General features: G+C 61.6%; 11 protein-coding genes. 8 read left to right on the top strand and 3 right to left on the bottom strand.

Annotated features, from left to right (window positions below; all coding sequences use genetic code 11):
• The first annotated feature begins 16 nt into the window (after nucleotides 1-16).
• The 4 genes from der (at nucleotide 17) to M1D68_RS05035 (ending at nucleotide 4,172) form a co-directional block, all read left to right on the top strand.
• Nucleotides 17-1,489, top strand: a complete 1,473-nt coding sequence (gene der / locus M1D68_RS05020; RefSeq protein ID WP_045155133.1) for a ribosome biogenesis GTPase Der — start codon at nucleotides 17-19, stop codon at nucleotides 1,487-1,489.
• A gap of 269 nt (nucleotides 1,490-1,758) precedes the next feature.
• Complete coding sequence (locus M1D68_RS05025) at nucleotides 1,759-2,907, top strand: pyridoxal phosphate-dependent aminotransferase (protein WP_457969496.1); 1,149 nt, start codon at nucleotides 1,759-1,761, stop codon at nucleotides 2,905-2,907.
• Nucleotides 2,895-3,689, top strand: a complete 795-nt coding sequence (locus tag M1D68_RS05030) for an amidohydrolase (protein ID WP_420764159.1) — start codon at nucleotides 2,895-2,897, stop codon at nucleotides 3,687-3,689. Before M1D68_RS05025 ends, M1D68_RS05030 begins: the two co-directional genes overlap by 13 nt.
• Before the next feature lie 63 nt (nucleotides 3,690-3,752).
• Complete coding sequence (locus tag M1D68_RS05035) at nucleotides 3,753-4,172, top strand: hypothetical protein (protein ID WP_420764160.1); 420 nt, start codon at nucleotides 3,753-3,755, stop codon at nucleotides 4,170-4,172.
• 111 nt (nucleotides 4,173-4,283) lie between these two features.
• On the opposite strand, the gene leuA is transcribed toward M1D68_RS05035, so the two are convergent.
• The 3 genes from leuA to xseA all read right to left on the bottom strand — a co-directional run bounded on the left by leuA (nucleotide 4,284) and on the right by xseA (nucleotide 8,632).
• Nucleotides 4,284-5,963: a 2-isopropylmalate synthase gene (leuA, locus tag M1D68_RS05040; protein WP_420764161.1), complete on the bottom strand. Its 1,680-nt coding sequence runs from the start codon at nucleotides 5,961-5,963 to the stop codon at nucleotides 4,284-4,286.
• Between the two features lie 464 nt (nucleotides 5,964-6,427).
• The gene (locus M1D68_RS05045; protein WP_457969497.1) at nucleotides 6,428-7,249 is read right to left on the bottom strand and encodes a peptidoglycan DD-metalloendopeptidase family protein; all 822 of its coding nucleotides are present in this window, start codon (nucleotides 7,247-7,249) and stop codon (nucleotides 6,428-6,430) included.
• A 3-nt stretch (nucleotides 7,250-7,252) separates the two neighbouring features.
• Entirely contained in the window at nucleotides 7,253-8,632 is a 1,380-nt protein-coding gene (gene xseA, locus M1D68_RS05050; protein ID WP_420764163.1) for an exodeoxyribonuclease VII large subunit, read from the bottom strand.
• 216 nt (nucleotides 8,633-8,848) lie between these two features.
• On the opposite strand from xseA, the gene M1D68_RS05055 reads away from it, so the two are divergent.
• From M1D68_RS05055 to guaA, 4 genes are all read left to right on the top strand, one after another.
• On the top strand, nucleotides 8,849-9,616 hold the full coding sequence (locus tag M1D68_RS05055) for a sulfite exporter TauE/SafE family protein (protein WP_457969499.1): 768 nt from the start codon (nucleotides 8,849-8,851) through the stop codon (nucleotides 9,614-9,616).
• Between the two features lie 69 nt (nucleotides 9,617-9,685).
• Complete coding sequence (locus M1D68_RS05060) at nucleotides 9,686-10,234, top strand: sugar ABC transporter ATPase (protein WP_420764165.1); 549 nt, start codon at nucleotides 9,686-9,688, stop codon at nucleotides 10,232-10,234.
• 322 nt (nucleotides 10,235-10,556) lie between these two features.
• Nucleotides 10,557-12,026: an IMP dehydrogenase gene (guaB, locus tag M1D68_RS05065; RefSeq protein ID WP_420764166.1), complete on the top strand. Its 1,470-nt coding sequence runs from the start codon at nucleotides 10,557-10,559 to the stop codon at nucleotides 12,024-12,026.
• A gap of 79 nt (nucleotides 12,027-12,105) precedes the next feature.
• On the top strand, nucleotides 12,106-13,683 hold the full coding sequence (guaA, locus tag M1D68_RS05070; protein ID WP_420764167.1) for a glutamine-hydrolyzing GMP synthase: 1,578 nt from the start codon (nucleotides 12,106-12,108) through the stop codon (nucleotides 13,681-13,683).
• Nucleotides 13,684-14,205 lie beyond the last annotated feature (522 nt).

Genomic DNA, 14,205 nt, shown 5'->3' on the forward strand with positions numbered 1-14,205 from the left:
CGAAGTGGAGAGCCGCATGGTTCCCGTAATCGCCCTGGTGGGCCGACCGAACGTCGGCAAGTCCACCTTGTTCAACCGCCTGACCAGGACTCGCGACGCCATCGTCGGCGACTTGTCCGGTCTGACCCGTGATCGCCAATACGGTGAGGCCAAGTGGCAAGGGCGTACCTATATTCTGGTCGACACCGGCGGCATCTCCGGTGATGAACACGGCATGGATGAAAAAATGGCCGAGCAGTCGCTGCTCGCCATCGAAGAAGCGGATGTGGTGCTGTTCCTGGTAGACGCCAAGGCCGGTTTTACCGCCGCCGACCAGATGATCGCCGAGCATTTGCGCAAGCGTAACAAGCGTTCTTACGTGGTCGCCAACAAGGTCGACAACATCGACCCGGACATGGCCCGCGCCGAGTTTGCACCGTTGGGCATGGGCCAGGCGATCCCGATCGCCGGCGCTCACGGCCGTGGCATCACCCAGATGCTGGAAATCGCCCTTGAGAGTTTCCCCAAGGACGATGAAGACGAGCCGGAAGAAGGCGAGGAAGAAGTCGTTGCCGAAGGGGAGGAAGCCAAGCGCATTCCGGGCCCGAGCGAAAAAGACGGGATCAAGATCGCAATCATCGGCCGCCCGAACGTGGGCAAGTCGACCCTGGTCAACCGCATGCTCGGCGAAGACCGGGTCATTGTGTACGACCAGCCCGGCACCACCCGCGACAGCATCTATATTCCCTTCGAGCGTAACGAAGAGAAATACACGCTGATCGACACCGCCGGTGTGCGCAAGCGCGGCAAGATCCACGAGGAAGTCGAGAAGTTCTCCGTGGTCAAGACGCTGCAGGCGATCAAGGACGCCAACGTGGTGATCTTCGTGATGGACGCCCGCGAAGGCGTGGTGGATCACGACTTGAACCTGCTGGGCTTTGCCCTCGAAGCCGGTCGTGCGCTGGTCATCGCGATCAACAAGTGGGACGGCATGACGCCGAGCGAGCGCGACTTTGTGAAAGTCGAACTCCAGCGTCGGTTGTTCTTCGTCGACTTCGCCGACATCCACTTCATCTCGGCCCTGCACGGCACGGGCGTGGGCAACCTCTACGCTTCGGTGCAGAACTCGTTCAAGTCGGCGGTTACCCGCTGGCCGACCAACCGCCTGACCCAGATCCTCGAAGATGCGGTCGGCGAGCACGCGCCACCGATGGTCAACAACCGTCGGATCAAGCTGCGCTACGCCCACTTGGGCGGTGCCAACCCGCCGATTATCGTGATCCACGGTAACCAGATCGAAAAGGTGCCCAAGTCGTACGTTCGTTACTTGGAGAACACCTATCGCCGGGTCCTGAAGCTGGTCGGCACGCCTATCCGCATCGAGTTCAAGGGCGGTGAGAACCCGTACGAAGGCAACAAGAACACGCTCACCGACCGCCAGGTCAACAAGAAGCGCCGCTTGATGTCGCACCACAAGAAGGCCGACAAGAAGCGCCGCGACAAGCGCTGAATCAGGTTTGCTCAGGACCGCTCTGTGGCGAGGGAGCTTGCTCCCGCTGGGCTGCGCAGCAGCCCCAAAGATGTACCTGCCACCGCAGTGCATCAGATGAAACACAGGGGCTGCTTCGCACCCCAGCGGGAGCAAGCTCCCTCGCCACGGTGGTTCGGCGACAATTGAAGAGGGTGCCCACGGGCACCCTTTTTCATGCCCGGCGATTGGGCTATCCTCGACCTCTCCCGCGCCGCACCAGAGCCGGGTGCAGACCCAGGGAACCCTCGATGATCACCAGCAAGTTGCCGAACGTCGGCATCACGATTTTCACCCAGATGTCCCAACTCGCCGCACAGACCGGCGCGCTGAACCTGTCCCAGGGGTTTCCCGATTTCGACGGCCCGCAAGCCCTGCGCGATGCTGTCGGCCGGCACATCGCCCAAGGCCACAACCAATATTCCCCCATGACCGGCCTGCCGGCGCTGCGCCAGCAGATTGCGGCCAAAGTTGCCCGCAGCTATGGCGCTACCGTCGATGCCGATCAGGAAGTCACCGTGACCCCTGGCGCGACCCAGGCGATTTTCTGCGCCATCGCGGCGGTGGTTAACAGCGGCGATGAAGTCATCGTCTTCGGCCCCGCCTACGATAGCTACGAGCCGTCCGTGCAACTGGCCGGCGGGCGTTGCGTGCATGTGCCATTGAGCCTGGGCGATTTCGCCATCGACTTTGAAAAGCTCGGCGAAGCCCTGAGCCCGCGCACGCGCATGATCATCCTCAACACGCCGCACAACCCCAGCGGTGCGTTGATCAGCCGCGCCGAGCTGGACCAATTGGCGGCGTTGATCCGCGACCGTGACATCTATCTGATCAGCGACGAGGTGTATGAGCACCTGGTGTTCGACGGCGTGGCTCATGTCAGCGTGCTTGCCCATGAAGAGCTGTATCGCCGTGCCTTCGTGGTCAGTTCGTTTGGCAAGACCTACCACGTCACCGGCTGGAAGACCGGTTATGTCGTCGCGCCACCGGCCCTGACGGCGGAGTTGCGCAAGGTGCATCAGTACGTCAGTTTTTGCGGCGTCACACCGTTGCAGTATGCGTTGGCCGACTACATGGCCGCGCATCCGGAGCACGTCGACGAACTGCCGGACTTCTACCAGGCCAAGCGCGATCTGTTCTGCGATCTGCTGGCACCGTCGCGGTTCAGCTTCAAGCGCGTCACCGGCACCTATTTCCAGCTGGTGGATTACTCGCAGATCCGCCCGGACCTCAACGACGTCGACATGGCGGTGTGGATGACTCGCGAACATGGCGTGGCGACCATTCCGATCTCGGTCTTCTACCAGAACCCACCGCAAGGCCAGCGCCTGGTGCGCCTGTGCTTTGCCAAGCGCGAGGAGACGCTGCGTGAAGCGGCGCAAAAACTATGCGTGATTTGAGCACCTTGCCCAACCTGAACGTTGCCTTGATCCAGACAACCCTGGCCTGGCATGACCGTCGAGCCAACCTTGAGCATTTCGACGCGCTGCTTGAACAGGCGCGGGGGGCGGACCTGATCATCCTGCCGGAAATGTTCACCACGGGCTTTTCCATGGAGTCCGAGACGTTGGCGGAGCCCGAGAATGGTCCGACGCGCCAATGGCTCAAGGACCAGGCGGCGAAACTGGATGCAGTGATCACCGGCAGCGTGATCGTCCAGGCCGGCGATGGCAGCCATCGTAATCGCTTGCTGTGGGCACGGCCCGACGGCGAGGTGCTGCATTACGACAAACGCCATCTGTTCCGCATGGCCGGCGAGCACAACCACTACACGCCGGGTGATCAGCAGGTACTGTTCGAGCTCAAGGGTTGGCGGATTCGCCCGTTGATCTGCTATGACCTGCGCTTTCCGGCGTGGAGCCGCGACGCCGAGGACACCGACCTGTTGCTGTACACCGCCAACTGGCCGGGCGCTCGGCGTCAGCATTGGAACCGTTTGCTGCCGGCACGGGCCATCGAAAACCTGTGCTATGTGGCGGCGGTGAATCGGATCGGCACCGACGGCAAGGGCTTCGCCTACACCGGCGACAGCCAGGTGCTGGACTTCCAGGGCGAGACCTTGCTCGGCGCCGGCGAAGCCGACGGTGTGTTCACGGTTTGCCTGAGTGCCGCGGACCTGGCTGAGTATCGCAAACGCTTTCCAGCGAACCTGGATGCCGATCGTTTCGAATTCATCTATTGAAACGATTCAGCCTCAAGGAACGGTGTTGCGCGCCGATAACCGTTCAGCCAAGGAGGAATCCCTATGACCAGCATCAGCGCAACGACCGTAAACCCTTATCCATTGTCTGCTCCCACAGTCACCATCCGCGGGGCTGAGGAAGACAGGGCGGTCAGTCCAGTGACACCGACCGAAACCGCCGAAGACAAAGACAAACCACTGAAAGTCGACACCAGCGGCGCGAACATCGCAGGTGCCGGCGGCAGCAGCGGCAGCAGCGATGTCATCGAACAGTTGAAGAAGCAGATCGAACGAACCGAAAAATTGCTGGCCGACCAGCAAGCCCAACTGGCCCGCGTCCAGAAAAGCCAGGCCGACCAGGCGCAGAAGTCCCAGCAAGCCATGGCGATCCAGACCCAGATCATGGCGACCCAGGCAACCTTGCAGACCCTGCAGGCTGCGCTGTTGCAGGCGATGACGATTTCGATCGATACCCATGCCTGAGATTTTTATTGGCTGACTCGCGAACAGGCCAGAGCAGCCAATTCAAATCATCAGCCAAACAAAAAGGCCCTGAGGTTCACACCCCAGGGCCTTTTTGCATTTCAGCCTTGGTCAGGCCGCCTTGGCTTCCGGCTGGCTCAGCGAGCGGTTCAGTGCGCTGAACAGCGCCTTGAAGCTGGCGGTGGTGATGTTTTCATCGATGCCCACGCCATGCACCGCACGCTCACCGTTGACCCGCAGCTCGATGTAAGCCGCCGCCTTGGCGTTGGTGCCGGCGCCGATGGCGTGTTCGTTGTAGTCCATGATTTCCACCGGAATCGGCAGGCCGGCCACCAGCGCTTCCAGCGCACCGTTGCCTTTGCCACGCCAGTGCAGGTTGGTTTCGCCCTGGCCTTTGCTGGCAACTTCCACTTCCACGGCGCTGTTGCCGTTTTCTTCCTGCAGGCGATGGCTGACCAGCGCATACGGGGTGTTGGCTTGCAGGTATTCACGCTGCAACAGGGCATGGATCTGCTGGGCAGTCATTTCCAGGCCCAGGCGATCGGTTTCGCGCTGCACCACTTGGCTGAATTCGATCTGCATGCGACGCGGCAGGCTGATGCCGTATTCCTGCTCCAGCAGGTAGGCGATGCCGCCCTTGCCCGACTGGCTGTTCACGCGGATCACCGCCTCGTAGCTGCGGCCGATGTCAGCCGGGTCGATTGGCAGGTACGGCACTTCCCACAGGGTGTCGGGTTTCTGCTGGGCGAAGCCCTTGCGGATCGCGTCCTGGTGCGAGCCGGAAAATGCAGTGTGGACCAGGTCGCCCACATAAGGATGACGCGGGTGCACCGCGATCTGGTTGCACTCTTCGACCACTTTGCGCACGCCGTCGATGTCGGAGAAATCCAGCTCAGGGTCGATACCCTGGGTGTAGAGGTTCAGCGCGACGGTCACCAGGTCGACGTTGCCGGTGCGCTCGCCGTTGCCGAACAGGCAGCCTTCGACACGGTCGGCGCCGGCCATCAGGCCCAGCTCGGTAGCGGCCACGCCGGTGCCACGGTCGTTGTGGGTGTGCAGGCTGATGAGCACGCTGTCACGACGGCTGATGTTGCGGTGGAACCACTCGATCTGGTCGGCGTAGATGTTCGGCGTGGCGACTTCCACGGTGGCGGGCAGGTTAAGGATCACCTTGCGCTCCGGGGTCGGGTTCCACACTTCGATCACGGCGTCGCAGACTTCCTTGGCGAACTCCAGCTCGGTGGCGCTGAAGGTTTCTGGGGAATATTCGAACTGCCACTGGGTTTCCGGCTGCTGGGCGGCGTATTTGACGAACAGCTTGGCCGCGTTCACTGCAATTTCCTTCACGCCTTCCTTGTCCTGGTTGAACACGATGCGGCGGAACGACGGACAGGTGGCGTTGTAGAGGTGGACGATGGCTTTCTTCGCGCCACGCAGGGATTCGAAGGTACGGGCGATGAGGTCTTCGCGGGCCTGGGTCAGCACCTGGATGGTGGTGTCGTCCGGGATGTGGCCTTCTTCGATGAGGGTGCGCACGAAGTCGAAGTCAGTCTGGGAAGCGGCCGGGAACGACGCTTCGATTTCTTTCACGCCCACCGCCACCAAGGTTTTCCAGAAGCGCAGCTTCTTGGCCGCGTCCATGGGCTCGATCAGCGACTGGTTGCCATCACGCAGGTCGGAACTGCACCAGATCGGCGCGGCAGTGATGGTCTTCGACGGCCAGGTGCGATCCGGCAGGTTGATGGTCGGGAAGGCGCGGTATTTCGAAGACGGGTCTTTGAGCATGCTCATGAGGAAATCCTTATTGTCGTGGCCGGAAAAAAGGCGGCCTGCCGGTGGTTCGAATGGGGTGGCTTGTCAGCCGGGACGAGTTGCCGCGATTCAGCCCGGCAGTCGTGCGCTGACGAGGCACAGGCTGCGGTGCTGACGAAGCTGAATGAGGGTGTGAGAGGTTTTCATGCCCTCAACCCTAACCGCGTGGACGGGGGGTTGCAAGCAGTCAGAAAAAATTGGGAGAAGTTCTGTTTTTGGATGGGTTTGCGAGATTTAATCGCGTAAGCGGTCAGAATAGGCTCAAAGGATTGCGCTGATATTTAGGGCTCGGCAATTCCAAGGATGGTGGTGCCAGGGCCTACGTCTTCGCGAGCAGGCTCGCTCCCACAAGGGATCTTTGTGGTTGCAATGTTGTGGTCTGCGCAGATCCCAATGTGGGAGCGAGCCTGCTCGCGAAGAGGCCAGTAGCCTGACCGAAATGCTCAGGGCTGAAACGCCCCGATAAAAATCGCCGGATCCACACGAGCATCGTTCAGGCTGATGTTCCAGTGCATATGCGGCCCGGTCGCCCGGCCGGTGGCGCCGACCTTGCCGACCACTGTGCCACGGGTTAACTGCTGGCCGACCTTCACATCTATTTCCGACATGTGGCAGAACATGCTGATGAAGCCCTGGCCATGGTCGACGAATACCGTGTTGCCGTTGAAGAAATAGTTGCCGGTGAGGATCACCTTGCCGGCGGCCGGGGTCTTGATCGGTGTGCCGGCGGGCACGGCGAAGTCCAGGCCTGCGTGGGGGTTGCGTTCCTCGCCGTTGAAGAAACGGCGCACACCGAACTTGCTCGACAGCGGGCCGTTGACCGGTTTATCCAGCAACAGATTGCTGGGGATGTTCGGGCTGAAGCTGCGGTAGGCCTTCAACTGCACCGCCAGCTCGGCGTCGATGCGCTTGAGGTCCGCCGGGTTAGGGTTGACCTGACGCTTGTTCTTCAGCGTGATGTGCTGCTCGGGATACTTCTTGTAACCGACCACGAAGGGCTGAGCGCTGCCGCCGCTGCTGATCTGCTGCGTGCCGGGTTGTACCGTCAACGGAATGCCGACAATTGCCAGCCAGTTCTGCTGCTCCTTGACCACCAGCACCGGTTTGCCCTGGTAGGTGGCTTTTGGCGCCTGGGCCGCGCTGCCCAGGTCCACCACGGCCACACCGCCGGGCACCGGTTTGTTCAACAGGCGGGTGATGTAGCTGTCGGCGTGGGCGTTGAAGGTCAGGCACAGCAACAGCAGCGGAGCGAGGAATCGCGGCATGAATCAATCCAATAAAGAAAGGGTGACTGGCGTCAGGTGGTTGTCTTCGACCCGCACCAGCAGTTCGCCTTCGCCGAGCTTGGCGGTCAGGCGCTGGCCCATCTGGGTTTGCCCGGCGTTGCGGATGGCATGGCCGCGCTCGTCGAGCAGGATGCTGTAGCCACGACCAAGAGTCGCCAGCGGGCTGACGATGTGCAGCGTCTGCATCTGGTTTTGCAACTGCACGCGTCGCGTTTTGAGCCCTTCGCGCATCGCCCGGGGCAAGCGTTCGGCAAGGCTGTCGAGGCGATGACGCAACATGGCCAATTGCCGGCCCGGATGCTGTCCGGCCAGACGGGTTTCCAGGCGGATCAGCCTTTCGCGGCGGGTGTTGAGGCTGCGCTCGAAGGCCCGGCGCATGCGCATGTCCAGATCGTCGAGGCGCTGGGCCTGTTGGCGCAGCCGTTCGCCGGGATGACGCAGGCGCCGCGTGAGACCTTCGAGGCGCAGTTGGTCGCGCATCAGCCGGTCACGCATGCGCATCACCAACCGGCGGTGCAGACTTTCAACCCGGCGGACCAGGTCGCCGGCATCCGGTGCCAGCAGTTCGGCGGCGGCGGACGGGGTCGGGGCGCGCACATCGGCGACGAAATCGCTGATGGATACGTCGGTCTCATGGCCGACGGCGCTGACGATCGGCGTGACGCAGGCATCCACCGCCCGGGCCACGGCTTCTTCGTTGAAGCACCACAAATCTTCCAGCGAACCGCCGCCCCGGGCCAGGATCAGCGCGTCGAAGCCGCGGGCATCGGCCAGTTTCAGGGCGCGAACAATTTGCCCGGTGGCTTCTCGGCCTTGCACTGCGGTGGGAATCAAGGTCAGGGAAATCTGCGGCGCGCGGCGGCGGAAGACGCTGATGATGTCGCGAATCACCGCGCCGGTGGGCGAACTGATGATGCCGATGCGTTGCGGATGGGCCGGCAGCGGCACTTTGCGTTCGGCGCTGAACAGCCCTTCGGCGCTGAGCTTTTCCTTCAGGGCATCGAAGGCCAGGCGCAGGGCACCATCGCCGGCCGGTTCCACGGTGTCGAGGATCAGTTGATAGTCGCCACGGCCCTCGAACAGCGAGACCTTGCCGCGCACCTTCACCGCCAACCCATCCTTCAAGGCCTGGCGCACCCGTGCGGCGTTCTGCCGGAACAGCGCGCAGCGCACCTGGGCGCCGCTGTCCTTGAGGGTGAAATACACGTGGCCGGAAGCCGGGCGGGCGAGGTTGGAGATCTCGCCCTCGACCCAGATGTTGCTGAACACGTCTTCCAGCAACACCCGTGCACGGCCGTTGAGTTGGCTGACAGTCAGGACCTCGCGGTCCAGGCCCAGTCGGGCAAAGGGATCTTTAATCATGGGCGGCATGATAAGGGGATTCGCCAATGGTGTGCAGACAATTAGACCGGGTTGTCTGCATCGCGAGCAAGCTCGCTCCCACAGGGGATCCATGTCGCACCGAAGATCCAGTGTGGGAGCTTGCTCGCGATAGCAGTAGCCCAGTCACCACAAATACTGGATATGCCCCGACACATCTGGCTAAAGTCCCCGCTCTCCTCATCAAGGAAGTGCCGGATGAATCTTCTCCCATGGTTGGGCCAGTGGGCATTTGCCCCGATGGAATGGCTGGTAATCGCCTCGGCCATTGTCCTGGCCTACATTGTGTTCGGCATCGCCGGGTTCGGCACCGCCCTGGTGGCCGCGCCGATCCTGCTGTTGTTCATGCCGCTGTCGAAGATTGTCCCGCTATTGGTCTTGCTGGATTTTGTCGCCGCCTTTGGCAACTTATTGCCGTCGCGGCGGGACGTGTCCCGGCCGGAGCTGCTGCGGTTGCTGCCCTGCATGGCTGTGGGCTGCACCTTGGGTGTGATTTTCCTGCTCAACCTCAAGTCAGATTTTTTGCTGCTGTTGATGGGGCTGTTTATTAGCGCCTATGCGATCTACAGCCTGTTGATAAAAACCAGGCCCAAGCAGTTATCTTCATTGTGGGCGTTGCCGATGGGCACGGTGGGCGGGATGTTCGGCGCGTTGTTTGGCAGTGGCGGCTTTTTATATGCCATCTACCTGAACAGCCGTTTGCCCAAGGATCCGGCCCGTGCCACGCAAAGTGCCTTGATCAGTTGCAGCACCGTGGTGCGCTTGAGCCTGTTTATCATCGCCGGGGTGTATGCCGAGCTACCCTTGTTGGTACTGGCGCTGTGTTTGTTGCCGGCCATGGCGCTGGGGTTGTGGGTGGGCCGTCGCTTGATCATGAGGTTGTCGCGCGAGGCGTTCGTGCGACTGGTCACCTGGCTGGTGCTCGCCAGCGGTGTTGCCTTGATCGGGCGCTACCTGAGTGCTTGACCTGGCCCCACCAGGGATTAAGCTGCCGGCCCTTTATAAGATCCGCCAGGGAAACGTCCAGGCCTCGCCATGAATTCGCAAAGCATTATCGTCCCGAAAATCTCCACACTGCCGGTCCACGAGCCTCGGGCCCGGGCAATCGTGCGCTGGCTGGTGCGCAAGAACATTATCGAAGAGCAATTGACCACTTGCGGCCGCACCGGCAATCGCATGGCCCACGCCATCGCTCCCGGTGCGCGCGACGTGGTCATGCACCCCGAAGCCTTGCCGTTCGGCGAGCCGATCAACGGCCTGGAGATCATCACCAAGCGTTGCATCTATACCCCGGCCAAGGGTTTTCTGGAGGAGGCCGGTTGCGCCGAGTGCCGCAAGGAAGTCGGCGAAGCGCTGTTCGAAAGCCTGGAAGACTGGATGCCGGGGCGCACCGACAATTTCACTTGTCCTGAGTGCGGGCATGAGGACGACATCAATGGCTTCCTGTTCCTGCAACCCTGCGCGTTCTCCAACCTGGGGTTCATCTTCAATAACTGGCTGGAGGCAGGGTTCAAGCAGGGGTTTCTTGATGAATTCGCCGACTGGCTGGATCAGCCGGTGAGTTGGGTGAAGGTGGAGTTGTAGATAGGTACATCACAGGATGCTTTTGTGGCGAGGGGATTTAGCGAAACGTCGCACCGCCCCGCTGGACTGCGCAGCAGTCCCAAAGCAGTCGACTCAATCTGTCCGATGTACCGCAGGGCCTGGGTTTAGGGCCGCTTCGCGCCCCAGCGGGGCGGTGCGACGTTTCGATAAATCCCCTCGCCACAGGGTTTGGTGTACCACAAGGACAGTGGTTTTAGCCCGTCAATCACCCCGCCAATAATAGACAGAGTTTTACATTGAGCCAGACGGGGTGCATGAGTATAATGGCGCGCTTCCATTTTCCCGCTCGGGAGCCCCCGCGATGCTGCGTATCAGCCAAGAAGCTCTGACCTTCGACGACATTCTCCTAGTGCCCGGTTATTCCGAGGTGCTGCCTAACGAAGTCAGTCTCAAAACCCGTCTCACCCGTGGCATCGAACTGAATATCCCCCTGGTTTCCGCCGCCATGGACACCGTGACCGAAGCCCGTCTGGCCATTGCCATGGCCCAGGAAGGCGGTATCGGTATCATCCACAAGAACATGACCATCGAACAACAGGCCGCCGAAGTGCGCAAGGTCAAGCGGTTCGAGGCTGGCGTGGTCAAGGATCCGATCACCATCGAGGCTGACGCCACGGTCCGGGATCTGTTCGAACTGACCCGCATGCACAACATCTCCGGTGTTCCGGTGCTGCACGATGGCGACCTCGTCGGCATCGTTACTTCCCGTGACGTGCGCTTCGAAAGCCGCCTGGACGCCTCTGTTCGCCAGGTGATGACGCCTAAAGAGCGCCTGGTCACGGTCAAGGAAGGCACCAGCAAGGACGACGTCCGCGAATTGCTGCACAAGCACCGCATCGAGCGCGTGCTGATCGTCGATGACAAATTCGCCCTCAAGGGCATGATGACCGTCAACGACATCGAAAAAGCCAAGGCCTACCCGCTGGCCAGCAAGGACGACCAGGGTCGTCTGCGCGTCGGCGCCGCTGTCGGCACCGGCAAGGACACTGGTGACCGCGTCGCCGCCCTGGTCAACGCTGGCGTTGACGTGGTGGTGGTCGACACCGCCCACGGTCACTCCAAAGGCGTGATCGACCGCGTGCGCTGGGTCAAGCAGAACTTCCCCGACGTACAGGTGATCGGCGGCAACATCGCCACCGGCGCTGCCGCCAAGGCCCTGGCCGAAGCGGGCGCCGACGCGGTCAAGGTCGGTATCGGCCCAGGCTCGATCTGTACTACCCGTATCGTCGCCGGTGTCGGCGTGCCGCAGATCAGTGCCATCGCCAACGTCGCCGCTGCCCTTGAAGGCACCGGCGTGCCGTTGATCGCCGACGGCGGTATCCGTTTCTCCGGTGACCTATCCAAGGCCATCGTCGCCGGTGCCTACTGCGTGATGATGGGTTCGATGTTCGCCGGTACCGAAGAAGCGCCGGGCGAGATCGAACTGTTCCAGGGTCGTAGCTACAAGGCTTATCGCGGCATGGGTTCGCTGGGCGCCATGTCCCAGGCCCAGGGTTCGTCCGACCGTTACTTCCAGGACTCCTCCGCAGGTGCCGAGAAGCTCGTGCCGGAAGGCATCGAAGGTCGCGTGCCGTATAAGGGCACCCTGAGCGCCATCATCCATCAACTGATGGGCGGCCTGCGTTCCTCGATGGGCTACACCGGCAGCGCTGACATCGAAGAGATGCGCACCAAGCCGGAATTCGTGCGCATCACTGGCGCCGGCATGGCCGAGTCCCATGTACACGACGTGCAGATCACCAAGGAAGCGCCGAACTACCGCGTAGGTTAAGGCTTCCAGCAAAACGTTAATCACCGGGGCTGTTCATTCAGCCCCGAGTTGTTTCTGATTCACTACATGAGAATGAGTCATGGCCCTCGACATTCACGCTCACCGCATCCTGATCCTCGACTTCGGTTCCCAGTACACCCAGCTGATCGCCCGCCGCGTGCGTGAGATCGGCGTGTACTGCGAACTGCATCCGTTCGACATGGATGACGAAGCGATTCGCGAATTCGCTCCGAAAGGCGTCATCCTCGCCGGCGGCCCCGAGTCCGTGCACGAAGCCAACAGCCCGCGTTGCCCGCAAGCGGTGTTCGACCTGGGGGTACCGGTGTTCGGCATCTGCTACGGCATGCAGACCATGGCTGAACAGCTGGGCGGCAAGGTCGAGGGTTCCGACCTGCGTGAGTTCGGTTACGCTCGCGTCGACGTGGTCGGCAAGAGCCGCCTGCTGGACGGCATCGAGGATCATATCGACGCCGACGGCCTGTTCGGCCTCGACGTGTGGATGAGCCATGGTGACAAAGTCACCAAGATGCCTGAAGACTTCCACATCCTGGCCAGCACCCCGAGCTGCCCGATCGCTGGCATGTTCAGCGACGAGCGTCGCTACTACGGCGTGCAGTTCCACCCGGAAGTGACCCACACCAAGCAGGGCGGCCGCATTCTGTCGCGCTTCATCCTCGACATCTGCGAATGCGAAGCCTTGTGGACTCCGTCGAAGATCGCTGAAGACGCCATCGCCCAGGTCCGCGCCCAGGTCGGCACCGATAACGTATTGCTGGGCTTGTCTGGCGGCGTTGATTCCTCGGTGGTTGCCGCACTGCTGCACAAGGCCATCGGCGACCAGCTGACGTGCGTCTTCGTCGACAACGGCCTGCTGCGCCTGCACGAAGGCGAGCAAGTGATGGCCATGTTCGCCGAGAACATGGGCGTCAAGGTGATTCGCGCCAATGCCGAAGAGCAGTTCTTGAACAACCTGGCCGGCGAGTCCGACCCGGAGAAGAAACGCAAGATCATCGGTCGTACCTTCATCGACGTGTTCGATGCCGAATCCTGCAAGCTGGACAACATCAAGTACCTCGCCCAGGGCACCATCTACCCTGACGTGATCGAGTCGGCCGGCGCCAAGAGCGGCAAGGCCCACGTGATCAAGTCCCACCACAACGTTGGTGGCTTGCCGGAAGAGATGAACCTGAAGCTGGTCGAGCCGCTGCGCGAACTGTTCAAGGACGAAGTGCGTCGCCTCGGCCTGGAGCTGGGCTTGCCGTATGACATGGTCTACCGCCACCCATTCCCGGGCCCAGGCCTGGGCGTGCGGATCCTCGGCGAAGTGAAGAAGGAATATGCCGACCTGCTGCGTCGCGCCGACCACATCTTCATCGAAGAACTGCGCAAGGCCGACTGGTACCACAAGGTCAGCCAGGCATTCGTGGTGTTCCAACCGGTGAAATCGGTCGGCGTGGTCGGCGATGGCCGTCGCTACGCCTGGGTCGTGGCCCTGCGCGCCGTGGAAACCATCGACTTCATGACCGCTCGCTGGGCACACCTGCCGTACGAGCTGCTGGAAACCGTTTCCGGGCGGATCATCAATGAAATCGAAGGCATCTCTCGCGTGACGTATGACGTGTCGAGCAAGCCGCCGGCGACGATTGAGTGGGAGTGATGGGGGCGCCGGCGCTGACCGGTAGCCTCTAGCAAGGAACACCCTGAGCCCGCTTAATTGCGGGCTTTTGGCGTGTTGGGGGTCGGCACCTCCTTAGTCGGTCCGCGCCAGCACGCGGTCGGCTTCCAGATCCCTCTATTGCGGGATCAGCACTTTGTCACTGACGTGATGAGACTTGAAAGGCTCGCGTCATTGTCCGCCAAACACAAAACTGTGGCGAGGGAGCAAGCTCCCTCGCCACAGGGGTAGAGGCGATTCCAAGCTGTTTGTGCCCATCCATGCCAAATTTCCTATCGTTGTCCCTGGCTTGCCCACGTTTGTCCTTCGCTCCCTGTTAGGGAATGTCGCCTGGCGGTTCGGTCACCTTTCGCTACGATTCCTTGCCTCAACGGGCACCGAGAAATGCTTATCATCGGACGGCGAAGCCCCGCGGGAATTTCGCCGGCACGCCTCGCGAAACGCTGTCGCGTGCCAAGTAATGCGCCTCGTGCCCCCTGTGTCCATGCTCCGGCCGGGCAAACG

It is taken from the genome of Pseudomonas sp. R4-84, assembly GCF_054130985.1.